Here is a 26,503-nt window from a genome sequence, read left to right as displayed (position 1 = left end):
GAGATCCCGCTCCATCTTGTCGTTTGCTTGTCAGAAGGCGCAGCCTATAATGCGACATGGACAAACGAATCTCTTCAAACTCCGTTCTCTCCATCGCAACCCCTGAACCATTCGAGCCGCACCTCTTCGAAGATCCGGCCGAGGCCGTTGATTGCCTGGAGGCTCTTTACGAACGTAACACCCGCTTCCTCTGCGAGGCTTTCGAAGGCCTTGGAAAGAGCAATACGCCGCTTACGCGGTTCCGTGCCTGCTATCCGCAAGTCAGCATCGAGACGAGCAGCTTCGGTCACGTCGATTCCAGGCTTTCATTCGGATACGTCAGCGCACCCGGCGTCTACACGACGACAATCACCCGACCAAAGCTCTTTCGCCACTATCTGAAGGAGCAGCTCGGGCACCTGATGCGCAACCACGGCGTGGGTGTCACCGTGTCCGAATCGGCAACGCCGATACCGTTGCATTTCGCCTTCGGCGAGGGCGCCCATGTCGAGGCTTCGGCCGCCGAGAACATCGACATTCCGCTGCGCGACCTGTTCGACGCGCCCGATCTGACGACGACCGACGACGAGATCGCCAACGGGTCCTATGAGCCGGGCCCCGGCGAACCCTCGCCGCTTGCTCCGTTTACCGCGCAGCGCATCGACTATTCGCTGGCTCGCCTCAGCCACTACACGGCAAGCAGCGCCACGCACTTCCAGAACTTCGTGCTCTTCACGAACTATCAGTTTTATGTCGACGAGTTCTGCGCCTGGGCCCGTAAGCAGATGGCAGAGGGCGGCAACGGCTACACCGCTTTTGTCGAGCCCGGCAACATCGTGACGCCCGCTGGCGCCGACAGGCCGGATGCCGACTCTACCCTCGCCCGCCTGCCCCAGATGCCGGCCTATCACCTGAAAAAGAAGGGACACGGCGGCATCAGCATGGTCAACATAGGTGTCGGCCCGTCCAACGCCAAGACGATCACCGACCATATCGCCGTGTTGCGTCCGCATGTCTGGCTGATGCTCGGCCATTGCGCCGGCCTTAGAAACAGCCAGCGCCTCGGCGACTATGTGCTGGCGCATGCCTATATGCGCGAGGACCACGTGCTCGACGATGATCTGCCGGTCTGGATCCCGCTGCCGGCGCTCGCCGAAGTGCAGGTTGCGTTGCAGGACGCCGTGGCCGAGGTGACCGGTTACAAGGGCTACGACCTCAAGCAGATCATGCGCACCGGCACGGTCGCGACGATCGACAACCGCAACTGGGAACTGCGCGACCAGCGCGGCCCCGTCAAACGCCTGTCGCAGGCGCGTGCAATCGCGCTCGACATGGAGTCCGCGACGATCGCGGCCAACGGCTTCCGCTTCCGCGTGCCTTACGGCACGCTGCTTTGCGTGTCGGACAAGCCGCTGCACGGCGAATTGAAGCTGCCCGGCATGGCGACCGCCTTTTACCGGACGCAGGTCAGCCAGCATCTGAAGATCGGCATTCTCGCATTGCAGAAGCTCGCGGCAATGCCGCCCGAGAAATTGCATTCGCGCAAGCTCAGAAGCTTCTACGAAACCTCGTTCCAGTAGATTACGATTTTCGCCGCAACAACAATGAGAGCATCGTGCCGGCGACAGCCGACACGATTACGAGAAGGTGTGCGTTGACGCTTGCCCGGCCGAGCAGTTCCAGGGCGGCGCGATCGCCGGGCGCTCCGAAGGAGACCGCTCCGGCAGCAATAGCGGCCGGATAGGTGCCGACCCCGGCCGGGGCATGAACCGGCAGGACCGAGGAGAGCTCGCCGCCAAGGGCGCCGCCGAAGCAGGCGGCAAGCGGCGCTACCCCCATGATGGCAAGCACCCAGGCGAGAACCACGACCTTGACGCCCCAGTTCACCATGGTCATCGCCCATGCACGCAGGAAGCCCGGAACGTTGTCCGGCAGGCCTGCCTCCACTTCATCCAGCACGGTCGTGAACTTCGCTGGCGCCACGCGCCGCACAAAAGCGAGTACCTTTCCCTTCAGGAAAAAGAATGCGAGCGGCGAGATGAAAGCGAGTGTCCAGACCAGCCAGCCGATCCATGCATCGCTCCTTCCGATCACAAGGCCAATCGCGGCGACCGTCAGCAAGGCATGCAGATCGAGAAGCCGCATGACGAGGAGCGCCGACGTGCCGTGCACGAGCGGCACCCCGAATTCGGACCGCATCAGCAGGGGAAAGCTCGTTTCGCCTGCTCGAAACGGCAACATGATGTTGAGCAGATTGTGGACCTGTGTGACGCGGAACAGAGGAAGGAACCGGCCTGCGGTATGTTCCGGGAAATAATCGTAGATGCGAAAGCAGCGGATGAAGTAGGTGAAGATCAGCAAGCCGAGCGCGGCAAGCACCGACCAGATTCCGATTTCGGCCCACTGGCGCATCAGCGTCGACCAGCCCCAGACCCATTCGACAAAAATCGCGTAAGCCGCGATCGCGACCACGGAAATCAGCGCCATGCGGTTGCGTGCAAGCCACGATCGCCGACTGAACTGCCAGTCCGAATTCATCCGATGCCGATTTCCTGTGCTGAACCACGCGATTCGACGTTGGTTATCACCGTTAACTGTGCAAGAAAACCTGCGACAGTACGCGGGAGACTACCTTGAACCACACCGAAGAACCCATGACGGCTCTTGCCGACAAAATCGAGGCCATCGAGCTGTCCGTCGTCGTCCCCGTGTTCAACGAAGAGGACAGTGTCGGGCCGCTCGTTGCACGCATCCGCGACGCAATGGCCGCCTTCAGCCAGCCATGGGAACTGATCCTTGTGGATGACGGCAGTACCGACCGCACCCTTGCCAATGCCCGGGCCGAACTTTTTCGTCCGGACTTGAGGCTGAAGATCATCGAACTGCAGAAGAATTTTGGTCAGACCGCGGCCATGCAGGCCGGTATCGATGCCGCCTCCGGACGACTGATCGCGACGCTCGACGGCGACCTGCAGAATGACCCCGCCGACATTCCGCGCATGGTCGCGGCGATCGAAGAGCGCGAACTGGACCTGCTCGTGGGGTGGAGAAAGAACCGCCGGGACGGCCTGCTGCTCAGAAAAATTCCCTCATGGTGCGCCAACCGCCTGATCGGCAAGATCACTGGAGTTCGGCTCCATGACTACGGTTGCAGCCTGAAGGTCTATCGCGCCTCGATCATCAAGCAAGTCAAACTGATGGGCGAAATGCACCGCTTCATCCCGGCGTGGGTCGCCGGCGTCGTGCCCAGCAGCCGGATCGGCGAGATGCCGGTCACCCATCACGCCCGCCACTTCGGTGCGTCGAAATACGGCATCTCGCGCACATTCCGTGTCATACTCGATCTCTTGGCCGTGCTCTTCTTCATGCGCTACAAGGCGCGCCCGGGCCACTTTTTCGGATCGATCGGGCTTGCGGCCGGCGGCTTGAGTGCACTCATCCTCCTCTATCTGGCCGTCGACAAGTTCATTCTCGGCAATGACATCGGCACCCGCCCGATGCTGGTCGTCGGCGTGATGCTGTTCCTGTCTTCGATCCAGCTCATCACCACCGGCATCCTTTCGGAAATGATGGCGCGCGCCTACTTCCGCGACGACGAAACCACAAGCTATATCGTGCGCCAGGTCTTCGTGCAGGAACAGGCCGATGCTTGATACCATCAATCGACGCCCAGACACGGTATTTCTTGCCGTGTCGGGCTATTTCCTGCTGTGCATTCTGCTGCGTCTTGCGGTCTCCAATTCGCTCGAGATCGATGAGGCGGAGCAGGCTTTTCTGTCGCAATTCCTACAACTGGGCTACGGGCCGCAGCCTCCATTTTACAACTGGCTGCAATACGGCTTGGGCCATTTGTTCGGCACGTCGCTTGTGGCCATGACAGTCCTTAAAAACGGGCTGCTCTTCCTTTGCTGTCTCCTTTATGGTCTCGCAGCGCGCCTCGTTGTTACTGACAGGCGCCTTTCGGCGACCGCGATGCTCGGCGTCCTGACATTGCCGCCGGTCTTCCTGCTGGCGCAACGAGATCTCTCGCACACGGTCGCTGCGCTTTTTGCCGTTTCGCTTTTCCTCTACGGCTTCCTGCTGACACTCACGCGACCGAGCCTCTTTTCCTATCTGCTTACAGGCGCTGCCGTCGGGATCGGCGTGATCTCGAAGTACAACTTCGTCCTCGTGCCGGTCGCAGCGATCATTGCCGTGCTCCCTGAGCGGGACCTGCGCGCCCGCATCTTCGATTGGCGCGTGCTCGCAGCCGTTGCGGTCGCCTGCCTCATCGCCCTGCCGCACGGTTACTGGGTGCTCCAGAATCTCGATTCCGCGTCGAGCGGAACCTTGAACGAGATGAAGGAACGCGAGGTGGAGGGGCGTCTCCTGCAAGCAACCCATGGGATCATGGCGCTCGTCTCGGCGATCATCGGCGGCAGCGTCGTCACGCTGCTCCTGTTCGGACTCGTCTTTCGCGCGAAGATTGGAGCGGTCTGGCGGGCCGAAAGCCAATGGACCCGGGTCGTCGGGCGCATGATTTTGCTGTGCCTCTTCGCGGTGCTGCTGATCGTTCTCGGCGTGAGCGCCACGCATGTTCGTGAGAAATGGCTCGTGCTGTTTCTCGTCCTGCTCCCGCTCTATCTCTGTCTCAAGATCGAGGCGGCGCAAATCGATTTGTCCGGTTATCTCGGGCGGTTCTTGTTGCTGGTCGGGATCGTGGCTGTCGGTGCGCTCGTGGTCGTGTCGGCGCGGGTCATCGTACGGCCCTGGTATGGCGATTATTCGAGACTGAATATTCCCTATGCGGCATTTGTCGAAGCCATCGCTCAGAGCGAAGGCAAACAGCCGGCACTCGTCCTGACGGGCGACAAGCAACTGGCGGGCAATATCCGCACGCAACTGCACAACGCCTTGGTCGCCATCCCCCATCTTTCGAATGTGCCCGCGACCGATATGTCCAGACGGCCCCTTCTGGTGGTCTGGCGCGGCGAGGAGAACAAGGCGCAGCCTATTCCCGAGATTCTGAAGAACGCCTTGAAGGCATTCGGTATCCCGGAAACGGGAATGAATCCGCGTTCGGTGACCCTACCCTATCTCTACGGCCACGATTCGCAACGCTACGCGTTCAACTACATCTGGATCGGGGAACAAGACGCGGTCGCCGGCAAGTAAGCCTCTACAGCGCCGCGCATCTTATCAGACGCGCAGGCAGCAGTGAGGCGCTCATTTCATCGCGTGCCGACCAGCAGCTTCAGTTCGCCCGGATGAATGCGTAGCGCCACGTCCCGTCCCATCGGCAGAAGCTCGCCGTCGATGACGCAATTGATCTTGCCGTCAACCTTCGGGAAATGCAGGTCGACAGCGATCGCGCTCATCTCCGTGATCAAGGAGCTCGCGCGGAACTTGCCACGCAGGATATCGAAGGCAAGCTTCGCGACGCCGGCAGGCTTCAGAGGCGGCGCGGTGTAAAAGCCGAGATGTCCGCTCGTCACGTCATCCGCGTACATGAACGTGGAGTGGCCGAAATGGTTGTTCGAGACCGAAATCGCCGAAACATGCCGGCGTTCCCTGTGACCGTCGGCATCGAACTCGATTTCAAAATCCGGCGGGTTGAAAACAACGCCGATCGCCGCGCGGGTGCTTGCACCGATCTTTCCAAGCCGCGAGGCGAAACGGTAGGACTTACGATACCGCACCAGACGGGCATGCAGGCCCATGGAAAATTGATGAACAAAGGCGCGGCCGTCGGCGCTGCCGATATCGCCATCGATGATCCTACCATGGGCAAGAACCTCCGGCGCCTTCCAGATATCGAGCGGCAATTTCAACGAGCGCGCGAACAGGTTCATCGTCCCGGCCGGGATGACGCCGAGTGGCATGTGGTTTTTCCACGCGACGGCGGCGGCTGCCGAAATCGTGCCGTCGCCCCCGCCGGCAACGATCGCGTCGAGATCGCCCCGCCGGCATGTTTTCTCCAGCATCTCGCGCATGTCGCCGGCCTCGACAACGGCGACTTCGATCTCATGTCCAGCAGCGCGAAAGACTTCCGCCACGGTCTTGCCGTAGGCCTCCATGTCCGTCGTGCGGAACGTTCCCCCATCTCGATTGAAGATGGCTTTCACTTTCATGAAACGTCGTTTTCTCCATGACCTCGTCAAACATTTCAGATCACAGATAAGCGCGTCGGTGCGCGTTTCCAGAGGTCTAAGCGGGAATCGACCGCGTCCGTTTCTGGCACGACGGTCGATCGGTCGTGCGAAGGCTTGAGCGCCAGTCGATCGGCGCTGCAGAAGACGTGATCGTCGCCCCATGCCTTCAGGGCCGTGACCGCGGGTTCAGGCCCCGCCTCTTCATGGCAATGAGGGCAGCTTCAGCGGACCACCCGTCTTGATGGATCGGATCGCGAAGTTTGATCGAATGTCGGTAACGCCCGGCAGGGCCAGCAGGGTTTCCGTCAAGAGCCTCTCGTACGCCGACAGGTCCTCGACCACGACCTCCGCCAGGAAGTCGGCATTGCCGGAAATCAGAAAGCAGGAGACCACCTCCGGAATGGCAAGCAGCGATTCCTGCTGGCGGCGTGCGTTTTCCTGGCTGTGATGGCCGACCTTTATCTCGACGAAGACCGTCAGACCAAGGCCGACTTCCTTGCGGTCGATATCGGCGCGATAGCCGCGCAGGACCCCTGATTTCTCAAGATTGCGAATACGCCTCAGGCAGGGCGATGGCGACAAGTTCACGCGCTCGGCAATCTCGACATTCGTCGCGCGGGCATCCTCCTGGAGTATCTTCAGGATGGCGATGTCGAATTTATCGAGTTTTGGCATATTCAACGATTATTCTACGGCTGGTTGGCATATCATTGCTCAATGTACGCTGCACGAAGCACAGATAGCAAGGACATGCCCTCGCGCTTGGAGCTACTGTCTTCCCGATCCGAAACCCTTCGCAAACCCATCGGGAAGGAATACGAAAATGGTTGCGCTGACTGTCGACCGCGGCTCCGCCGCACCTGCCGCAGCCGGGTATGCCGGCGCATTCATCACCGTAATGATCTGGGCGACCTGGATTCTGGCCACGCGGCATACCGCCGCGACGGCGCTCGGGACGATCGACCTCGGCCTCATTCGCTACGGGATACCGGCACTCGTGCTTGCGCCTGTCTGGGTGAAGACAGGGCTCATGCCCAAATCGCTGCCGCTGGCGCTTCTTGCCATGATGGTGACGGGTTCTGGCGCCGTCTTCTTCCAGGTGGCCGCTTTCGCCATTCATGCAACGCCTGCTTCTTCCGTCGGCGTTCTGCTCGGCGGCTCGATGCCGCTCGCGACCGCGCTGATCGGCGTCGTGCTCTTCCGCGAGCGCCCCGACCGCATGCGCGTGATTGGTTTTGGCGCGATCGTTATCGGCGTCGCCATCCTGCTTGCTCGCAGCCTTGGCACATCGGATGAGTCCGCCTGGATGGGCTATATGCTGCTGCCTGCGGCCGCGACGCTCTGGGCAATCTATACCCACGCGTTCCGACGTTCGGGCTTAAGCGCCGTGGAGGGCAGTGCGCTGATTGCCGTCTGGTCGTTTCTCATTCACCTCGCCCTGGCATTCGTCTCCGGGACCACGCTGGCGAGCGTTCCGCTCGGCGAAATCGGTCTTCAGGTCTTGAGTCAGGGCGTCCTTTCCGGCCTCGCGGCAACGCTTGCCTATGGCTTTGCGGTCCGTCGCCTCGGCGGCACGCAAGCGGCCGCCTTCACGGCTCTGACGCCGGTGCTCGCCATGTTCGGCGGTGCGGCGCTCCTTGGTGAAACGATCGGTTCGTTCGAGATCGCGGCCGCGCTCGTCACTTCGGCTGGTGTCGCGCTTTCGACCGGCATTCTCTCCCCGAGAAAGGCGTGATCGGCATAAGAAAACGGCCCGGAAACGCTGGTTTTCCGGGCCGTTCTTTTTTGCTTCCCTTGGCTTAACCGTGAACGATCTCGCGATGTCTCTGCAAGCGATGGCCGTAGGCCTGGCTGACGCGATCGAAGATGATCGCGATGCCGACGATGGCGAGGCCGTTGAAGATGCCGAGCGTGAAGTACTGGTTGGCGATCGCCTTCAAGACCGGCTGGCCGAGCCCCTGAACACCGATCATCGAGGCAATCACGACCATGGCGAGGGCCATCATGATCGTCTGGTTGATGCCGGCCATGATCGTCGGCAAGGCAAGCGGCATCTGCACGTTCTTGAGCTTCTGCCAGCTCGACGAACCGAAGGCGTCCGCAGCCTCGAGTACGTCCTTGTCGACCAGCCTGATACCGAGATTGGTAAGGCGGATCATCGGCGGGATGGCGTAAATGACGACGGCAATCAGGCCGGGAACCTTGCCGATGCCGAGCAGCATAACCACGGGGATGAGGTAGACGAAGCTTGGCATCGTCTGCATCACGTCGAGCACCGGATTGACGACATTCTGAACGCGATCGGAGCGCGACATGATGATGCCGATCGGTATGCCGATGGCGATCGAGAGGACGGTACAGACGAAGATCATCGAGATCGTCTTCATGGTGTCGTCCCACATGTCGAAATAGCCGATGGCAAGAAGCGTGCCCACGCAACCAGCCACGATCTTCCAGTTGCGGCTGGCGAGCCAGGCGATCAGCGCGACCAGGATCAGGATGATCGGCCAGGGCGTCCGTGTCATGAAGCGCTCGGACTGGATCAGAAAGAACTGCAGCGGCTCGAAGAAAGTCTCGATGCCGTCGCCATAGGCGCGCGTGAACGCTCGGAAACCTTCGTCGATCACCTTCTTCAGCTCTCGAAGCTGGTCATCGTTCATGTGCGGAAATTTGGTCAGCCATTCCATTTTGATTCCCCTTCGCATTGCTCCAGGCGGCATTTTCGTCTTGTTGTTTTCCGTCGCCGGGCATCAAACAAGAACGGCGCGCATCAAATGCGCGCCGCCCACTCGAATCAAAAGATCAAAGCGCGGCCTTGATCTTCTCTGCCACTTCCGGAGAGACCCACTTGGTCCAGAGGTCCGGATTTTCCTCGAGGAAATGCTTGGCGCCTTCTTCGCCGCTCGCCTGATTATCGGTCATCCAGGCCATGAGCTTGTTAACCGTGTCGTTCGTCCAGGCGCGGGTGTTGAGGTATTCCATGGCCGGGCCGGCACGATCAGCGAAGGCCTTCGTCACCAGCGTCTGGACCTTGTCCTTCGGCCAGTCGTTCTTCTTCGGATCCGGGCAATCCGCAACCGTGTTGCAGCGCTTCCATTCGGCCATGTCGTTCGGCACGCCGTGGTCGAGCTTCACCATCTCGTACTTGCCGAGCAGCGCCGTCGGCGCCCAATAATAGCCGACCCAGCCCTGCTTGCGCTCGTAGGCCTTGGCGATCGAACCGTCGAGGCCGGCGGCCGAGCCGGTGTCGACCAGGGTGAAGCCCGCGGCCTCGGCACCATAAGCCTTATAAAGCTGCGTCGTCACGACCGTGCCGCCCCAGCCCTGCGGACCGTTGAAGACGGCGCCCTTGCTCGGATCTTCCGGATCGGGGAAAAGCTCCTTGTGCTTCAGCACGTCATCGATCGTCTTGATATCCGGATTGGCTTCAACGATGTATTTCGGCACCCACCAGCCCTGCACTGCGCCGTCCGACAGCGCTACCGCAGCGCCGACGAGCTTGCCTTCCTGGAGGCCGCGATTGACGACGTCCGGCAGCAGGTCGACCCAGCCTTCCGGCGCGATGTCCGGCTGCCCCTTCTCGATCATCGAGGTGATCGACGGCACTGTATCACCGACGACGAGCTCGGCGCTGCAGCCGTAGCCCTCGGTCAGGATGAACTTGTCCACGTTCGCCAGCACTTCGGCGCTCTGCCAGTTCATATTGGCGATCGTCACGTCGCCGCACTCTGCCGCCGACGCCGCACTGCCAAGGCCGAGAAGCCCGGCAGCAAGACAAGTCGTTGCAAGAAGTTTCTTCATTTCGTTTCCCTCTGTTCTCGCGGTGTACCCATGGCGAACTGCCAACCTCACCGCAGCGGCCGGCAGCGAACGGAACAAGGCCCCCTGCCCCAATCCGCCCGAATGGAAGCAACAGCTTACTGCATGTTTCCTTAAATCGGAGTCGATTTCAGGATAAAACATGCAGCAATTCAAAGTGCTACAGCGACCTTGGCGTCTGAAAAGACGCACACCGATGTAGGGCCGTCAATGCCTATTCGGATTGACGGCCTTAGCATTGCTACCGAGTCTTTCCGGCAAACACTTTTCCATTTGCGTCAGCAATTGCGCTGACTCCCGCGTCCCGGACACATAAAATTGATGGGCTTTCGGGAGGGACCGCCCGCGGCTGTGCTTCCTTCATGAAAGACAGGATTCACCTGCGGAGGCGAGACTGGCTCCGCAAGCTTCGAGCGCGTCTAGCGCCGGCGACCACATTACGCGCTCAGTGGATCCGGCCCCGTGCCGCTCGTATTCGCAAGTGGTCCGGTCTGCCGAACATTACATGTTTGGATAGACCGGCCCTTCGCCCCCTTGCGGCGGCACCCAGTTGATGTTCTGGTTGGGGTCCTTGATGTCGCAGGTCTTGCAGTGCACGCAGTTCTGGGCGTTGATGACGAAGGTCGGCTTGCCGTCCTTTTCCACCCATTCGTACACGGCGGCCGGACAGTAGCGCGTCGACGGGCCGGCAAAGACGTCGTATTCCGAGCGCTTCTGCAGTTCGGGATCCTTCACCTGCAAGTGGATCGGCTGGTCTTCCTCGTGGTTGGTGTTCGACAGGAACACCGAGGAGAGCCGATCGAAGGTCAAGACGCCATCCGGCTTCGGATAGTCGATCTTCTGGTGCTGCTCTGCCGGCTCCAGCGCGGCGGCATCGGTCTTGCCGTGCCGCAGCGTGCCGAAGAAGGAAAAGCCGAGGAGCTGGTTCGTCCACATGTCGAAACCGCCGAGGGCGACGCCGACCGCGGTGCCGAACCTCGACCACAGCGGCTTGACGTTCCGCACCCGCTTCAGGTCCTGGCCGATGGCGCTGTCGCGCCAGCCATGTTCGATCTCGATCGGCTCGTCATTGGCGCGGCCGCTGGCAATCGCCTCGGCGAGTTTTTCCGCTGCGAGAATCCCCGACAGCACCGCGTTGTGGCTGCCCTTGATGCGCGGCACGTTGACGAAGCCGGCCGAGCAGCCGATCAGCGCGCCGCCGGGGAAGGAAAGCTTCGGCACCGACTGGTAGCCACCCTCGGTGATGGCGCGGGCGCCATAGGAAAGACGCTTGGCCCCTTCGAAGGTGCCGCGGATCGCCGGGTGCGTCTTGAAGCGCTGGAACTCCTCGAACGGATGGAGATAGGGGTTCTTGTAGTTCAGATGCACGACGAAGCCGACGGCGACGAGGTTGTCCTCGAGGTGGTAGAGGAAGGAACCGCCGCCGGTCTTCATGTCGAGCGGCCAACCGAACGAATGCTGCACCAGGCCGGGCCTGTGGTTTTCCGGCTTGACCTCCCAGAGTTCCTTCAGGCCGATGCCGAATTTCGGCACGTCGCGGCCCTCACCGAGCTTGTATTTGCCGATCAGCTCCTTGGCGAGCGAGCCGCGCACGCCCTCGCCGATCAGCGTATATTTGCCGAGGAGCGCCATGCCGCGGGCGAAGTTCGGTCCCGGCTCGCCGGAGCGCTCGATCCCCATGTCGCCGGTGGCAACGCCGATCACCGCGCCCTCGTCGTTGTAGAGCACTTCGGTTGCGGCAAAGCCCGGATAGATCTCGACGCCGAGCGCCTCCGCATGCGTCGCCAGCCAGCGACAGACATTTCCGAGCGAGACGATGTAGTTGCCGTGATTGTTCATCAACGGCGGCATCAGAAAATTCGGCAGGCGGATCGAGCCGGCCGGCCCCAAGAACAGGAAATGATCGTCGGTGACCTCGGTCTTGAACGGATGGTCGGGCTCGTCGCGCCAGCCGGGCAACAGCCGGTCGATGCCGATCGGGTCGACGACGGCGCCGGAGAGGATGTGGGCACCGACCTCGGCGCCCTTTTCAAGCACCACGACCGAGAGTTCCGGATTGACCTGCTTCAGCCGGATCGCCGCGGCGAGCCCGGCCGGACCGGCCCCGACGATCACCACGTCGAATTCCATGCTCTCGCGTTCTGGCAGTTCCATCGCCTCGGTCATTCTCATGCTCTCCAGTGTCGCCGGTCTTCCGCCGGTTCTGTTCCCAAGCCAACCATCCCCTCATGGCAAATACGGCCGGAATTGTCGAGCCGGGATGCGACAGACTATCTCCGCATTTGCGCATAACTTCATGAGTCTACCACACGCGGCGTATATTACCTTGACGTAAACGTCAGTATCGATGTCAATCCCGATAGACAAGACGGCTTGCTTTTGCCGCACCCGCATGCGAGGAGGCGCGCCCTTCCCTTCAGCGCAACGCCGGAAAACCGTCCACATTTTTTCGGACTGCACGACATACGGAGAAAGTCATGGCATCCGCCCTCGGCCTCGATTTCGGCACCACCAATTCCGTGCTGGCATTGTCACAGGGCACATCGACCCGCTCCGTCGTTGTCGAAAGCCCGGCAGGCAAATCGGACACAACGCGCACGGCACTTTCGTTCCTGAAGAAAGCAGAGCGCGCGCCGTTGCAAATCGAAGCAGGCCAGGCGGCGATCCGGGAATTCATCGACAATCCCGGCGAGTGCCGCTTCCTCCAGTCGATCAAGACCTTTGCCGCGAGTTCGTTGTTCCAGGGCACGCTGGTCTTTGCCAAGCGGCACGATTTCGAAGACCTCATGTACGCGTTCCTCGCGCGGTTGAGGGACTATGCGGGCAGCGACTGGAGCAGCGAGCTGAGACGGATCGTCGTCGGCCGTCCGGTGCAGTTTGCAGGCGCCAAACCCGACGAAAAGCTGGCTCTGGAACGCTACAATCGCGCCCTCGCACGCTTCGACTTTCCGGAAATCCACTATGTCTACGAACCGGTCGCGGCCGCCTTCTATTTTGCACGGACGCTAGACAGGGATGCGACGGTGCTCGTCGCCGATTTCGGCGGCGGCACCACCGACTATTCAATCATCCGCTTCGAGAGCGAGGGCGGCCGGTTGACGGCGACGCCGGTCGGGCATTCCGGCGTCGGCATCGCCGGCGATCATTTTGATTTCCGCATCATCGACAATATCGTCTCGCCGCTCATCGGAAAGGGGAGTCTGTTCAAGAGCTTCGACAAGCTCCTTGAAGTGCCGTCGAGCTACTACGCCAATTTCGGCCGTTGGAACCAGCTCTCGATCTTCAAGACGCTGAAGGACTTTTCCGAGTTGAAGAAACTTGTCCGGGCGAGCCTTGAGCCGGAAAAGCTCGAAGCCTTCGTGGAACTGATCGAGCACGACGAGGGATACCCGCTCTACCAGGCGATTTCAGCGACCAAGATGCGGCTGTCGCAGGCAGAGGAAACCGAGTTCTTCTTTGCGCCACTCGGCGAGCGGGCGCGCAGGACGGTTCGGCGCGCCGACTTCGAGACCTGGATCGCGCCTGACCTTGCCCGCATCGAACAGGCACTCGATGAGGTGCTTCAAAAAACGGAGACGGCGCCGGCAACGATCGACAAGGTCTTCCTCACCGGCGGCACGTCCTTCGTGCCGGCGGTAAGGCGGATCTTCGACAACCGCTTTGAGCGGACAAAGATCGAAAGCGGCGGAGAGCTCCTGTCGATCGCGCACGGGCTGGCACTGATCGGCGAGCGGCAGGACATCGCGACCTGGACCGCCGAAGCCGCCTGATGCCGCTGGACCGCTCCCGCCGATCTGCTAAATTCGCGTCATGATCCCGGCCAACGAACTTTCCCCTGCAGAGCTTGCCGCCCTTCTCGCCTTCCACGCGGATGCAGGCGTCGAATGGCTGCTCGAGGACGAAGCCGTCGACCGGTTCGCAGAATTCGAGGCGATAAAGGCGAAGCGCGCGGAGGCGCGCCGCGCGCCGCAAAGCGAGCCGATTGGCACCGGGCAAAGGCAAGGTGCAGCAGCGCAGCCAGCAGCACCCGCCCAGTCCCGCAATGCCGCTCCTGCGGCACCGGCAGCCTCCCCTCCGCCCGTTGCGGTTCCCGACGAGCAAGCCGTCAAGGAGGCCCGATTCGCGGCGGAAACAGCGCGCTCGCTGCCGGAACTCAGAACCGCAATGGAATCCTTCAATCATTGCAATCTGAAGAACAGTGCCCGCAATCTCGTCTTCGTCGAGGGCGATCCCGCTTCCGGGATCATGATCATCGGACCGATGCCCTATGCGGATGACGATCGCGATGGGCAGCCATTCGCGGGCAGGCTGGGTGAAATGCTCGAGCGCATGCTTTTTGGAATCGGCCTTGCCAGGCAGGACGTGCTGCTGACCAATGTCGTACCCTGGCGTCCGCCCGGAAATCGCGTGCCTTCCGGCCGCGAGGCGGATATCTGCCGACCCTTCATCGAGCGGCAGATCGCACTCGCCGAGCCCAGGCAATTGCTGCTTCTTGGGAACTTCACGGCTCGCTTCTTCTTCGGCGGTGCCGATACGATCCACCAATTGCGTGGGGAATGGCGCGTACTTTCCGCAGGCGGCCATCGCGTTCCGGCGCTGGCCACGCTGCATCCCCAGGATCTAGTGACCGCGCCAGTCAACAAGCGTTTTGCCTGGCAGGATCTGCTGGTCTTCAAGGCGAAGATCAACGGCCGGTAGGTGCCGCGCCCAATTCATGAACAGACGGTGAAAAAAGCCATGCGAATTGCGCATGCCAGCGGCGCGTTTTAATGCATTGCAAAATCGATGGTGCATTGCAATATGGGCATGTGGGAGGAATGGAAAAGGAAATGAACCATGACTGCCCGCTTTCGTCCGATTCACAGCAGCTTTGAGACGCTCCGCCATGCCGGCGCCGCGCTGCGGACGCCTTTCAACAATTTCGGCACGGCAGCCAACGAGCAGATGACCGCAATGGGTCTCACTCGGACCACGCGCCGCCCGGCACAGATCTACGCCGAATTCATCCAACGCTGACGATCGCGCGGAGCTGTGAGCTCCGCAATCGCGCGTTCCGGATCAGAAAAGGAAAAGATCATGTCCAGGCCGCTTGGCAGCATTCGAGCTCTGCTCGACACGATCTCCGACATCGGCACGGCGGTGCGTGCTTCGCGCGAATACAGCCGCCTGAGCACAATCAAGGACTCGCGGCGCGCTCACCGCGTCGCCGTCAGCCCGCTGCTGCCGAATTAAATCCGCCTTCCTGCGTCTTTTCGCCATCGGCTGTCGCAATCGACAGCGTCAGAAGATTTCGATAAAGCCACACTCATTCCGATCCGCGGAGTGAGCTGACGAACGTCGAATCGACCGCTCCTTCCCGTGCCCGGGGCGTTTCTCCGCAACGGTTGAAGACGACACCGGCAACGCCTACAGCGCCGCGCGTCCTTCGAGACGCGCAAGGGGACGCTGTAGCACCTTGAAATTGTTGCATGTTTTTTCCTTGAATCGCGGACGATGTAAGGAAACATGCAGTAGGAGCGCCGATGTTGGCCAGTCTCGCTTCCGTTTTCAGCCTCATGCTGTCCACCTTGTTGATGATGGTGGCCTTCGGGCTGCAAAGCTACGTCATTCCCGTGCGCTCGGTGGCCGAAAGCTGGTCCACGCTCACGGTCTCGATCTTCGCGACCGGCTACACGCTCGGCTTCACGCTCTCCTGCATCGTCACGCCAAGATTCGTGCTGCGCGTCGGGCATGTCCGCGTCTTCACCGCGCTGATCACGCTGCTCTCGATTGCCATCCTGATGTGCGGGCTCGTCGTCGACTGGCGCGCCTGGATCGTCTTCCGGGCAATTTCCGGCTTTGCCATTTCCGGAAGCTATCTCGTCATCGAAAGCTGGCTCAATGAGCGTGTCACGAACGAAAACCGCGGCCTGCTCTTTTCGTTCTACCTCATCACGACGATGGTCGGCACCATCGGCGGCCAATATCTGGTGCCGCTCGGCGATCCGACTAACACTTCGCTGTTCATTTTCTGCGGCGTACTGTTTTCCCTGGCGCTGCTGCCGACGGCGCTTTCTTCCTCGCCCATGCCAGCACCGCCGGCACAGGCGAAGTTCGATATTCCGGGCCTGTTCCGCCGCTCGCCGGTCGCCGTCGTCGGCGGGATTCTCGCGGGCGCGCTTTCCGGCGCCTGGCTCAATCTCGGCGGTGTCTTCACCCAGAGGATCGGGCTTTCAACCGCCGAGGGCGCCACGCTGCTTGCATCGCTGCTCGCGGGCAGCGCGCTCTCGCAGATACCGATCGGCCGCGCCTCGGACCGGATGGACCGCCGCATCGTCATGGTCGCCTGCGGGATCGTCGGCGTCATCTCATGCCTCGTCATGTCCGTCTCGATTGGCCGCAGCCCGGCGATGCTCTATCTCCTTGCCGCCTGCATCGGCAGCGTGCTCTTTCCGATCTATGCGCTCAATGTCGCGCACGCCAACGACCTCGCCCGCCCCAACGAATATGTTGAAATCTCGTCGGGCCTGATGATCACCTATGGCATCGGTACCATCGTCGGACCGCTGATGGTCGGCCCGGTCATGGACCGCTTCGGCCCCGCGGCACTGTTCATTGTCCTTGCCGTCTACTTCGCGCTATACGGCGGCTACGCCGCCTGGCGCATTGTGAGGCGCGACCAGCACGAGGGACTCGTCGCCAAGACCGACTTCCAGGCAACCACCGTTCTGCCGACGCCCGGTCCCGACGTGACCAGTCCGATCGCCCAGCAGCAGGCAGATGCCGATGCGCTCATCGGCGACGACACGGTTCCCATTTGGGAGAGGCAGCCGGAATAAGGCTAGCGAGCCATCGTCAGCCTTGCGGCGTGACATGCTTGCGGGCGCCCTTGCGCTCCAATCCTAGCTGATGCTCGCGAAAGATAATGAAGATACCGGCAGACACGACGATTGCGGTGCCCGCCAACATGGTTCGCGTCGGTATGTCACCGAAGAGAAAATAGCCGAGGGCAATGCCCAGTACGATCGACGTGTATTCGAACGGGGCGATCGTCGACATGTCGGCGTGACGGTAGCTTTCGGTCAGCAGGATCTGCGCGACGCCTCCGCAGAAGCCGGCGACCATCAACAGCAGGAAGGACGTCCAGGTCATTGCCGGCCAACCGAAGGGCAGCGTCGCAAGTGAAAACAGCGAGGCCGACAGGGAGAAGTAAAGCACGATCGTGTGCGTTCGCTCGAACTTCACGAGCTTGCGCACGAGCACCATCGCCATCGCTCCAAGCGCCGCCGAAGCCAAGACGGCGGCTGCGCCAAGCGCCTCGGACGAGCCGAAATCGCCATTGCGGAACAGCGTCAGCCGAGGCCAGGTGATGATCAGCACGCCCGTAAGCCCGATGACAACCGCGGACCATCGATAGAGCCGCACGGTCTCCCGGAGAAAAACGGCGGCAAAGATGACGGCGAGCAGCGGCATGGCGTAACCGATCGCGATCGCCTCCGGCAACGGCAGGTGGACGAGCCCATAGAAACCGCAGCTCATGGAAAGGATGCCGACGAAGCCGCGCGCCAGATGTCCGGTCAAGTTGTCGGTTCTGAACGCATCGCGCAATTTGCCGCGAAGCGCCAGGAAACCCAGGATCGGCACCATCGCAAAGGCGGAACGGTAGAAAGTAATTTGGCCGGTGGCGATGTCGTTGCCCGCGGCCTTGATGCAGGTGGACATGCAAACGAAGATGATGACGGAAAGTACCTTGAGCAGGATGCCCTTCATCGGGCTTTGGATGTCCGCATCCATTAAACGCACTTTTCAAATGCCGCTGGCCACGCAGGAAGAATGTCGGCCTGGGAAGACGCGGCAGAGAAACCGCAGGAAGATCACGCCCACTCTAGCGACGCCACGGGGGAATATGGATCAAAATTCTTGATGGAATGCATTTTTTCTTGATGCGTCCGCCATGGCTGCCCAGGTTCTCCGAGATTTTTAGCAAGCACGAAAAAATCCTTTGCCGATTTAGTTCTTGTTAGTGACGCTTCTATAAACCACTGATCGATAAGGGAACGGGAAGAATATCGGAAGCCACAGCTTGTCCGCCGGAATGCGGTCGCCGGCATCACAATCATGCGGCAAAGCTTCGTTTCTCGCCCCTTGGGCTTTTCACCATCACAGGCGCCCTCTACAAGTCGACTGTACAACGAAGGCGCAAGCGAGACTGATCATGCGGACAAATACGGGCCAGACCATTCATCTGGAAGACTACCGGCCGACCGACTTCGTTCTTGAGAGAGTGGATTTGACCTTCGAGCTCGACCCGAAGGAAACAAAGATCGAAGCGCGCCTTATTTTCCACCGGCGCGAGGGTGTGAGCCAGGCGGCGCCGCTGGTCCTGGATGGCGACGAATTGCGCATGACCGGCCTGTTGCTCGATCAGGTGGAAATATCGCCAACGCTCTTTGATGCCACCGACGATACGTTGACGATCCACGGACTGCCGGAGACCGCCCCTTTTGAGATCACGGTAACCACCCTGCTCTCGCCCGAGACCAACACCAAGTTGATGGGCCTCTACCGCACCAACAACGTCTACTGCACCCAGTGCGAGGCGGAAGGTTTCCGCCGCATCACCTATTTCCCCGACCGCCCGGATGTGCTTGCCGTCTACACGGTCAACATCATCGCCGACAAGGCGACAGCACCACTGCTGCTCTCGAACGGCAACCTTCTCGGCGGCGCCGACATGGGCGACGGCCGCCATTTTGCCGCCTGGTTCGATCCGCATCCGAAGCCTAGCTATCTTTTTGCATTGGTCGCCGGCGACCTCGGCGTCGTGGAAGATACGTTTACCACGGCCTCCGGCCGCGCGGTTGCGCTCAGGATCTATGTCGAGCATGGCAAAGAGGCCGGCGCCTCCTACGCCATGGACGCATTGAAGCGTTCGATGAAGTGGGACGAGGAGGTTTTCGGCCGCGAGTACGACCTTGATATCTTCATGATCGTCGCGGTCTCCGACTTCAATATGGGCGCCATGGAGAACAAGGGGCTCAACGTCTTCAACGACAAGTACGTGCTCGCGGACCCGGAAACTGCGACGGACGCGGACTACGCCAATATCGAAGCGATCATCGCGCACGAATATTTCCACAACTGGACGGGCAACCGCATCACCTGCCGCGATTGGTTCCAGCTTTGCCTCAAGGAAGGCCTGACCGTCTATCGCGACCACGAGTTTTCAGCGGACATGCGCTCGCGCGCCGTCAAGCGCATCGCCGAGGTGCGTCACCTGAAGTCGGAGCAGTTTCCGGAGGATGCCGGCCCCCTCGCCCATCCCGTACGCCCGACGAAATATCGTGAAATCAACAACTTCTACACGACAACCGTCTACGAGAAGGGCTCCGAGGTGACGCGGATGATCGCCACCATCCTCGGCCGCGAACTCTTCAAGAAGGGCATGGATCTCTATTTCGACCGCCACGATGGCCAGGCGGTGACGATAGAAGATTTCGTCGCCTGCTTCGAGGATGCGAGTGGCCGCAACCTCAAGCAATTTTCGCTCTGGTATCACCAAGCGGGCACACCGCTCGTCACTGCTTCCGGATCCTACGATGCCGAAAAGCAGATCTTCTCGCTTTCGCTCGAGCAAACGGTACCCCCGGCGCCGGGTCAAAGCACCAAGGAGCCGATGCATATTCCGCTGCGGCTCGGGCTCTTGCTGGCGGATGGCAGCGACGCGAAAGCCGCTACGGTTTCGGGCGCCGATCTCACGGAAGATGTCATCCATCTGACCAAGCGCAAGCAGACGGTTTTGTTCACCGGCATTCCATCGCGCCCGGTGCCGTCGCTGAACCGCGGGTTCTCGGCGCCGATCAACCTTCATATCGAACAGAGCACCGAGGATCGCGCGTTGATCGCGCGCCACGAGAGCGACCTCTTCGCCCGCTGGCAGGCACTGAATGCCATTGCGCTCGACAATCTGGTTGCCGCGACCGCGCAGGCACGCAACGGCCAACCGGCTACCTGCGACAACGCGCTCGTCGCCGGCCTGATTTCCGCGGCGGCGGATGACCGGCTGGAGCCGGCGTTCCGCTCGCAGGCCCTGGCGCTGCCAAGCGAATCCGACATCGCGCGGGAAATCGGCAGCGACAATGACCCGGACGCCATTCACGCCGGCCGTCAGCAGATTCTGGCCGGTCTCGCCGAAGCCGGACGGGACATCTTCACCCGACTGGCGGACGACATGGCATCGTCAGGCCCATTCAGCCCGGACGCCGCCAGCGCTGGTCGGCGGGCATTGCGCAACAGCGCTCTTTCCTTCCTCGTCTATGGTGACACGGGCCCGGAAAGGGCGGCGGAAGCAGTCCGTGCTGCCAACAACATGACCGATCTCAGCCTCGCGCTGACCTCGCTTGCACATAGGTTCCCGGACGCGAACGAGACGGCCGAGGCGCTCGCTGCATTTAAGCAGCGCTTTGCGAGCAACGCCCTCGTCATCGACAAATGGTTTGCGATCCAGGCGACGATACCCGGCTCCGAGACGCTCGATCGCGTCAAGACGCTGATGTCCGACCCCCTGTTCAACGGCAACAACCCAAACCGTGTCCGCTCGCTCGTCGGAACCTTCGCCTTCTCCAACCCGACCGGCTTCAATCGGGCCGACGGCGAAGGTTATCGCTTCCTCGCGCGGCAAATTCTCGACATCGATCCGCGCAATCCGCAGCTCGCGGCGCGCATTCTGACGTCGATGCGCTCCTGGCGTTCGCTGGAGGGAGTTCGCGCCGATCATGCTCGCAACGCGCTTACGGAGATCGCCGGCGCAGCCAACCTCTCCGCGGACGTCAGCGATATCGTCGATCGCATGCTGGAGTCCTGACAGCCCTCCCTCACCGCAAGTCATGGCGGCTTTGGCTCGAATCAGGCCAACGCCGCCATGAACGATTCCAATGAATTAAAGCTCATCTCACAGGGACAACCGAAGCCGTGATGACAAATCGGCCTGTTATTTTCCAACGATGAGAATTGGTTAAGAAATCTTTACCATCCCCTCTGGACAAGGCGAATCGCCCTGTGATTCATTGAGTCAGATTCGGGCGAGCGGCGCGCCGAATCACTGAGGCAGCCATTCTCCGGCCAATGCTGGGGCGGCTCATGCCTCAGACCTAGAGGATCAGGCGTCTTCGGCACATTCATTGGGAATGCGGGACGCTTTCGAGGATGACAAGATTGGGAAAGATGGCGGACGCGCGACGGGGAAGCGCAGCCGACGGGCGGTTGCGACTCAAGTTTCCAGGCCTTTCGAGCCTGGAACGGGAGTTCATCGAACAGGCAAAGCTGTTTGCGGAGCCCGCATCGCAGCGGCTCGCGAGCGCCGAGCCTATTCTCAAACGCTCCATTCCCGTCCTGATCATCGCCTTCCTGATCATCGTGGCCATCTCCCGCATGTCAGGCATCATGGGCGAACACGCCCGGATGGAGGACAGTTCCCGCCAGGCGGTCAATCTCGCGGCGGCGGCCGCCGCAGCTGCCTTCCAGGCCGATGGTGCGGCACTTTTCGCCGACGGCCGGCGATGGGAGGCCGAACAACGGCTCGGCGAATACCTTCCCCCAGGCACGCTCGACGGCGGCATGTTTCTGCTGACCGTCCGCAAGGACGGACGGATATTCGCAAGCACGCCGGAGGGCGTCCACTTGATCGGGCGCACGCTGGCATCGATCGCTCCCGACCTCGCCACGCTGCAATATTACGGTGAACGATCAAGCGTCGTGGAGACGTCAATCGGCGACGTCAACCACCTTGTTGCCCTGACACAGCTCCCGGAAGCCGCCGGCGTCATTCTGGCGGCAATACCGATCGCTGAACTGGAAACGGCGTGGCGCGACGAAGTTTCGCTCAATGTCACCCTGTTTGCAGGCATCTCGGCAATCCTTCTCGTCGTGCTCTACGCCTATTACATTCAGGCAAACCGCGCCCGCGACGCCGATGCCGTTTTCGCCGAGTCGAACTTGCGCGTCGAAACCGCGCTCTCGCGCGGCCGCTGCGGCCTGTGGGATTTCGACCTCGCCAACCGGCGGCTGTTCTGGTCGCGGTCGATGTACGAGATGCTCGGCATGCCAGGCGACAGCAGCGTGCTGTCCTTTGGCGACGCTGCGCGGTTGATGCATCCGGAGGAGCGCGGCATCTACAGCGTGGCGCGGGCGATCGCCCGCGATAATGCGCGCCAGATCGACCAGGTGTTTCGGATGCGCCATGCCGACGGCCATTACGTATGGCTGCGCGCGCGTGCTCAGGTCATTCGCACCGCCTCCGGCCGCACGCACCTGATCGGCATCGCCATGGACGTCACCGAGCAACACCGTCTTGCCCAGCGCTATGCGGAAGCGGATCAGCGTCTGGCCGACGCCATCGAGTGCACGTCGGAGGCCTTCGTGCTCTGGGACAAGCACGACCGCCTAGTCATGTGCAACACGCACTATCAAGAGGCCTATCAATTGCCGGATCACGTGCTCGTGCCCGGGACTGAGCGGGCCGTCGTCCATGCTGCCGCGGCACGACCGGTCGTCGAGCGGCGGGTCGCCGATCCGGACCGCAGCAATCACTCGCAGACGAGCGAGGTGCAGCTCGCCGACGAGCGATGGCTTCAGATCAACGAACGCCGCACCCGCGATGGCGGTCTGGTTTCTGTCGGCACCGACATCACGCTGCTCAAGCGCCACCAGGTGCGCCTGCGCGAATCCGAGCGTCGGCTCATGGCAACGATCGGCGACCTTTCGGCATCACGCATCACGCTGGAACATCAGAAGGCGGAGCTTTCGGTCGCCAACTCCAACTATCAGGCGGAGAAGGAGCGAGCAGAAGCCGCGAACCGTGCCAAGTCCGAGTTTCTGGCGAACATGTCGCATGAATTGCGCACACCGCTGAACGCCATACTCGGCTTTTCGGAAATCCTGCAGAACCAGATGTTCGGTCCGCTCGGGTCGGAGAAATACCACGAATATTCGCGCGACATCTACGAAAGCGGCAAACACCTGCTCAATGTCATCAATGACATTCTCGACATGTCGAAGATCGAGGCAGGCCATATGCGCATCACGCGCGAGAAGATCGATCTGGCGCCGCTGATCGAAGAGACGCTTCGCTTCACCACCATTCCAGCCGAGCAGAAGAACATCCGCGTCGTACAGCAGATTTCCTCGGGTCTCACCATGGTCGCCGACCGGCGGGCGATGAAGCAGGTTCTGCTGAACCTGCTTTCAAACGCCGTCAAATTCACCAACGAAGGCGGCCGCATCTCCTTGAGAGCCCGCAAGGTTACCGGAGCGGTGACGCTGACGATCGCCGATTCCGGCATCGGGATTCCGAAGGACGCGTTGCAGAAGATCGGCCAGCCCTTCGAGCAGGTGCAGAGCCAATACGCCAAGAGCAAGGGCGGTTCCGGCCTCGGGCTTGCGATTTCCCGCTCGCTGGCGCGCCTTCACGGCGGAACGATGAAGATTCACTCCGCGGAAAACGTCGGCACGATCATTTCCGTGCGCATCCCCGACCGCGTCGGCGGCTGAGCCGTTGCCGCCGTCGTCCGCGCAGCTTCTCGCTCGAAGGCACGGAGAGCGTTGCCCGGAAGATCACTGAGCGACAACGGATTGGAAAATCCCGCGAACCGCCTTGGAGAGGCTCCGGATATCCGCCTCGAGGTGCTTGAGATCCGGATAGTCGCCAGCCCCGCAAACGAGATCGACCAGACCGGCGGGGGCATCCTTCGGATCGAAGTCCCCGTCGATGCAGAGCCGCACGATCTGCGAGACTTCGGTGAAAAGCGTCAGCGCGTCGACGGCCACCTCCAGATCGTTGGCATTCATCATGGCCGAGCCGAGGCTCTTCAACGCCTCGAGCGTGTGCGTACCCGCCGGCGGCGACGTCACCCCCTTTGCCGGCGCGATCAGGGCAAGGTATTGCGCGATGAACTCGATATCGACGAGACCGCCGGGGATGAGTTTGAAATCCCAGATGTCACTCGGCGGCTTCTCCTTGTCGATCAGATCGCGCATCTCTTCGACGTCCTTGCGGACTTTCCCGATGTCACGCTTCTCGGAAAGGACCTCGCCGAAAATCGCCTCCGCCTCGCTGACCAGGCTTTCATCACCGCAGATGCACCGTGCCCGTGTCAGGGCCAGGTGTTCCCAGGTCCAGGCTTCGGCGCGCTGGTACTTGGCAAAGGCTGTGATGCGGGTTGCAACAGGCCCCTTGTTTCCCGACGGCCGCAAGCGCATGTCGACGTCGTAAAGGATGCCCTCGGCGGTCGGTGCGGAAAGCGCCGCGATCAGCCTCTGCGTCAGCCGGGTGAAATAGCGCACGTGGTCGAGCGGCTTGGCGCCGTCGGACTGCCCCGCTTCGCCGTCATAGTCGTAGAGCAGGATGAGATCGACATCGGAGCCGGCCGTCAGCTCGTGGCTGCCGAGCTTGCCCATGCCGACCACGGCGACCCGCCCCCCGGGAAAGCGCCCATGCGCCGCGCGGACTTCCTCAAGCACCGCATCGAGCGCGGCAGCGATAATGAGGTCGGCGAGGTCGGTGAACGCACGCCCTGCCTGGATGCCGGAAATGGCACCTGTCAAAAGTCTGATGCCGATCAGAAAGCGCTGTTCGGCGGCGATGATGCGCAGACGGTCCAGCACCTCCTCGTAGTGACGGCCACCGGCAACGAAATTTGCGATTCTCGGTGCGAGATATTCGCGTGTCGGCAGTTCCGCGAGAAGCCCCGGATCCAGCATGCCGTCGAAGACATGAGGTCTCGCGGCGATAATGTCCGCCAGCCGGGGCGCTGACGACATGATGTTGACGATCAGCGACAGGAGCCTCGGATTGTTGCCGAGCAGCGAAAAAAGCTGGATGCCGGCCGGCAGGCCGGAGATGAAATGGTCGAACCTCAGCAGGGCTTCGTCGGCGCGCCGGCTTTCGCCGAACACGCGCAGCAGTTCCGGCGTCAGTTCGGTCAATCGCTCGCGTGCCTCCACCGACTGCGTTGCTCGATAGCGTCCGTAGTGCCACGTGCGGATTGTCCGCGCGATATCGGACGGGCGTTGAAAGCCGAGCTTCTTCAGGGTTTCCAGCGTGTCCGGATCGTCCTGCTGTCCGGTGAAGACCAGATTTCCGGTCTCTGTCGAGAGCTTTGCCTCCTGCTCGAAAAGCTGCGCATAGCGCCGTTCGACGGTCCGCAACACATGCGACAGCTCCCCTGAGAAGGAAGCGGTATCCTCGAAGCCGAGCATGTAGGCGATCCGCTTGAGCTCTGCCTCCGTCTCCGGAAGGACATGCGTCTGTTCATCGCGCACCATCTGGATCCGGTGCTCGACATTGCGCAGGAACCAGTAGGCCTCGATGAGCTCGTCAGCGGTCGACTGATCGATCCATCCGGCCTTCACAAGTGCTTGCAGCATCGGCTCCGTTGCGCGCAGCCGAAGCTCGGGCATGCGGCCGCCGGCGATCAATTGCTGGGTCTGGACGAAGAACTCGATCTCGCGGATCCCGCCGCGACCGAGCTTGATGTTGTGGCCCTTGACGGCGATTTCGCCATGTCCCTTGTGCGCATGGATTTGCCGCTTGATCGAATGAATGTCGGCAATGGCCGCATAATCCAGGTATTTGCGGAAGACGAAGGGCGTCAGTTCCTTCACAAAGCGCTCGCCCGCCTCCAAATCGCCGGCAACCGGCCGTGCCTTGATGAAGGCGGCACGCTCCCAGTTCTGTCCCCTGCTCTCGTAGTAGAGCATCGCCGCTTCGATCGAGATCGCGAGCGGCGTCGAACCCGGATCGGGGCGCAGGCGCAGGTCCGTGCGGAAGACATAGCCGTCGCCCGTCCTTTCCTGCAGGATACGAACCAGGCGCCTCAGCAGCCGCGCGAAGATTTCCGAAGCGTCATCCCGCTCGACAATGATCCCGGACTGGGGGTCATAGAAGATGACGAGATCAATGTCCGAAGAATAGTTGAGTTCGCCCGCGCCGAGCTTGCCCATCCCGAGAACGACGACCCCGGAGCCGTTGCTGGGCGCCGACGGATCTTTCAGCTTGAACTTGCCGCTTTCATGCGCGCCGAGAAGCAGATGATCGATCGTGGCGGCGACGGCGGCAGCCGCGAAATCGCTCAACCAGCGCGTGGTTTCCCGACCGTCGAAAAGCCGCGACAGATCCGCCAGAGCGACGGCGAAGGCCATCTCGCGCTTTGCCTTGCGAAGCCTGGACATGATCTCAGCGTCCGGCAGTGCGGCCGCCGCGGGCTCGGGTCGCCACGCTGACCGGGCTGCCTCGATCCGGCGCTTCAGGAATTCAGATAAAGGCGTCGCCAGCAGATCGTCGAGGATTGCCGGATTGCTGCCTGTATTATCCCGCAGAAACGGAGAGAGCGCGAGCGCCGAGACGACGAACTCCTTGAGGGGCATATTCGACGCCAGCAGATCCGCGATGCGCGCGTGCTCCTTGGCGACATCCTTCAAAACGGACAGAGCAGCCTTTGCATCCGCCTGGCTCGTCGGACGGATCGCAACCACCTCGATATCGGACAGACGCCGCTTATCCGTTTCCAGCATCGACACATCCTCCCAATCTCATGACC

The 26,503-nt window shown here is 61.4% G+C and carries 19 protein-coding genes; 11 read left to right on the top strand and 8 right to left on the bottom strand.

What is annotated here, in order from left to right; genetic code table 11:
- The first annotated feature begins 56 nt into the window (after positions 1–56).
- A complete protein-coding gene (locus FKV68_RS05640) occupies positions 57–1,559 on the top strand; it encodes an AMP nucleosidase (RefSeq protein ID WP_180940538.1) in 1,503 nt (500 codons plus the stop codon).
- Between the two features lies 1 nt (position 1,560).
- Here the strand turns inward: FKV68_RS05640 and FKV68_RS05635 are convergent, their stop codons facing one another.
- Entirely contained in the window at positions 1,561–2,517 is a 957-nt protein-coding gene (locus FKV68_RS05635) for a lysylphosphatidylglycerol synthase transmembrane domain-containing protein (protein ID WP_180940537.1), read from the bottom strand.
- A 95-nt stretch (positions 2,518–2,612) separates the two neighbouring features.
- Here FKV68_RS05635 and FKV68_RS05630 point away from each other — a divergent pair, with 95 nt between their 5' ends.
- Both FKV68_RS05630 and FKV68_RS05625 read left to right on the top strand, forming a co-directional pair.
- Positions 2,613–3,632 (top strand): glycosyltransferase family 2 protein, encoded by a 1,020-nt coding sequence (locus FKV68_RS05630; protein ID WP_180940536.1) that lies wholly within the window; start codon positions 2,613–2,615, stop codon positions 3,630–3,632.
- Complete coding sequence (locus FKV68_RS05625) at positions 3,625–5,133, top strand: ArnT family glycosyltransferase (RefSeq protein WP_180940535.1); 1,509 nt, start codon at positions 3,625–3,627, stop codon at positions 5,131–5,133. Before FKV68_RS05630 ends, FKV68_RS05625 begins: the two co-directional genes overlap by 8 nt.
- 56 nt (positions 5,134–5,189) lie before the next feature.
- On the opposite strand, the gene FKV68_RS05620 is transcribed toward FKV68_RS05625, so the two are convergent.
- Complete coding sequence (locus tag FKV68_RS05620) at positions 5,190–6,089, bottom strand: diacylglycerol/lipid kinase family protein (RefSeq protein ID WP_180940534.1); 900 nt, start codon at positions 6,087–6,089, stop codon at positions 5,190–5,192.
- Between the two features lie 222 nt (positions 6,090–6,311).
- Positions 6,312–6,785 (bottom strand): Lrp/AsnC family transcriptional regulator, encoded by a 474-nt coding sequence (locus tag FKV68_RS05615; protein WP_180940533.1) that lies wholly within the window; start codon positions 6,783–6,785, stop codon positions 6,312–6,314.
- Between the two features lie 148 nt (positions 6,786–6,933).
- Between FKV68_RS05615 and FKV68_RS05610 the strand changes: the two genes are divergently transcribed.
- Positions 6,934–7,845 (top strand): DMT family transporter, encoded by a 912-nt coding sequence (locus FKV68_RS05610; RefSeq protein ID WP_180940532.1) that lies wholly within the window; start codon positions 6,934–6,936, stop codon positions 7,843–7,845.
- A 64-nt stretch (positions 7,846–7,909) separates the two neighbouring features.
- On the opposite strand, the gene FKV68_RS05605 is transcribed toward FKV68_RS05610, so the two are convergent.
- The 3 genes from FKV68_RS05605 to FKV68_RS05595 form a co-directional block, all read right to left on the bottom strand.
- Entirely contained in the window at positions 7,910–8,797 is an 888-nt protein-coding gene (locus FKV68_RS05605; RefSeq protein WP_180940531.1) for an ABC transporter permease, read from the bottom strand.
- A gap of 115 nt (positions 8,798–8,912) precedes the next feature.
- Complete coding sequence (locus FKV68_RS05600) at positions 8,913–9,911, bottom strand: ABC transporter substrate-binding protein (RefSeq protein ID WP_180940530.1); 999 nt, start codon at positions 9,909–9,911, stop codon at positions 8,913–8,915.
- Between the two features lie 519 nt (positions 9,912–10,430).
- Complete coding sequence (locus tag FKV68_RS05595) at positions 10,431–12,095, bottom strand: electron transfer flavoprotein-ubiquinone oxidoreductase (RefSeq protein WP_180940529.1); 1,665 nt, start codon at positions 12,093–12,095, stop codon at positions 10,431–10,433.
- Between the two features lie 311 nt (positions 12,096–12,406).
- On the opposite strand from FKV68_RS05595, the gene FKV68_RS05590 reads away from it, so the two are divergent.
- The 5 genes from FKV68_RS05590 to FKV68_RS05570 all read left to right on the top strand — a co-directional run bounded on the left by FKV68_RS05590 (position 12,407) and on the right by FKV68_RS05570 (position 16,747).
- Positions 12,407–13,699 carry an Hsp70 family protein gene (locus FKV68_RS05590; protein ID WP_180940528.1) on the top strand — a complete coding sequence of 431 codons (1,293 nt, stop codon included), beginning with the start codon at positions 12,407–12,409 and terminating at the stop codon, positions 13,697–13,699.
- 40 nt (positions 13,700–13,739) lie between these two features.
- Positions 13,740–14,627, top strand: coding sequence for a uracil-DNA glycosylase (locus FKV68_RS05585; protein ID WP_180940527.1), 888 nt, complete (start codon positions 13,740–13,742; stop codon positions 14,625–14,627).
- A 138-nt stretch (positions 14,628–14,765) separates the two neighbouring features.
- Positions 14,766–14,945 carry a hypothetical protein gene (locus FKV68_RS05580; protein ID WP_180940526.1) on the top strand — a complete coding sequence of 60 codons (180 nt, stop codon included), beginning with the start codon at positions 14,766–14,768 and terminating at the stop codon, positions 14,943–14,945.
- 60 nt (positions 14,946–15,005) lie between these two features.
- Positions 15,006–15,161, top strand: a complete 156-nt coding sequence (locus FKV68_RS05575; protein WP_180940525.1) for a hypothetical protein — start codon at positions 15,006–15,008, stop codon at positions 15,159–15,161.
- A 290-nt stretch (positions 15,162–15,451) separates the two neighbouring features.
- Positions 15,452–16,747: an MFS transporter gene (locus tag FKV68_RS05570; protein WP_180940524.1), complete on the top strand. Its 1,296-nt coding sequence runs from the start codon at positions 15,452–15,454 to the stop codon at positions 16,745–16,747.
- 16 nt (positions 16,748–16,763) lie between these two features.
- Here the strand turns inward: FKV68_RS05570 and FKV68_RS05565 are convergent, their stop codons facing one another.
- Positions 16,764–17,702 (bottom strand): DMT family transporter, encoded by a 939-nt coding sequence (locus tag FKV68_RS05565; protein WP_180940523.1) that lies wholly within the window; start codon positions 17,700–17,702, stop codon positions 16,764–16,766.
- Positions 17,703–18,123: 421 nt separating this feature from the next.
- On the opposite strand from FKV68_RS05565, the gene pepN reads away from it, so the two are divergent.
- Both pepN and FKV68_RS05555 read left to right on the top strand, forming a co-directional pair.
- Positions 18,124–20,772: an aminopeptidase N gene (gene pepN, locus FKV68_RS05560; protein WP_180940522.1), complete on the top strand. Its 2,649-nt coding sequence runs from the start codon at positions 18,124–18,126 to the stop codon at positions 20,770–20,772.
- A gap of 350 nt (positions 20,773–21,122) precedes the next feature.
- Complete coding sequence (locus FKV68_RS05555; protein ID WP_180941417.1) at positions 21,123–23,456, top strand: PAS domain-containing sensor histidine kinase; 2,334 nt, start codon at positions 21,123–21,125, stop codon at positions 23,454–23,456.
- 63 nt (positions 23,457–23,519) lie between these two features.
- Here the strand turns inward: FKV68_RS05555 and FKV68_RS05550 are convergent, their stop codons facing one another.
- Complete coding sequence (locus FKV68_RS05550) at positions 23,520–26,477, bottom strand: bifunctional [glutamine synthetase] adenylyltransferase/[glutamine synthetase]-adenylyl-L-tyrosine phosphorylase (protein ID WP_180940521.1); 2,958 nt, start codon at positions 26,475–26,477, stop codon at positions 23,520–23,522.
- Positions 26,478–26,503: the final 26 nt, after the last annotated feature.

This window comes from Sinorhizobium mexicanum (assembly GCF_013488225.1).
Lineage (GTDB): Bacteria > Pseudomonadota > Alphaproteobacteria > Rhizobiales > Rhizobiaceae > Sinorhizobium > Sinorhizobium mexicanum.
This window is presented reverse-complemented; position numbering and strand designations above follow the sequence as displayed.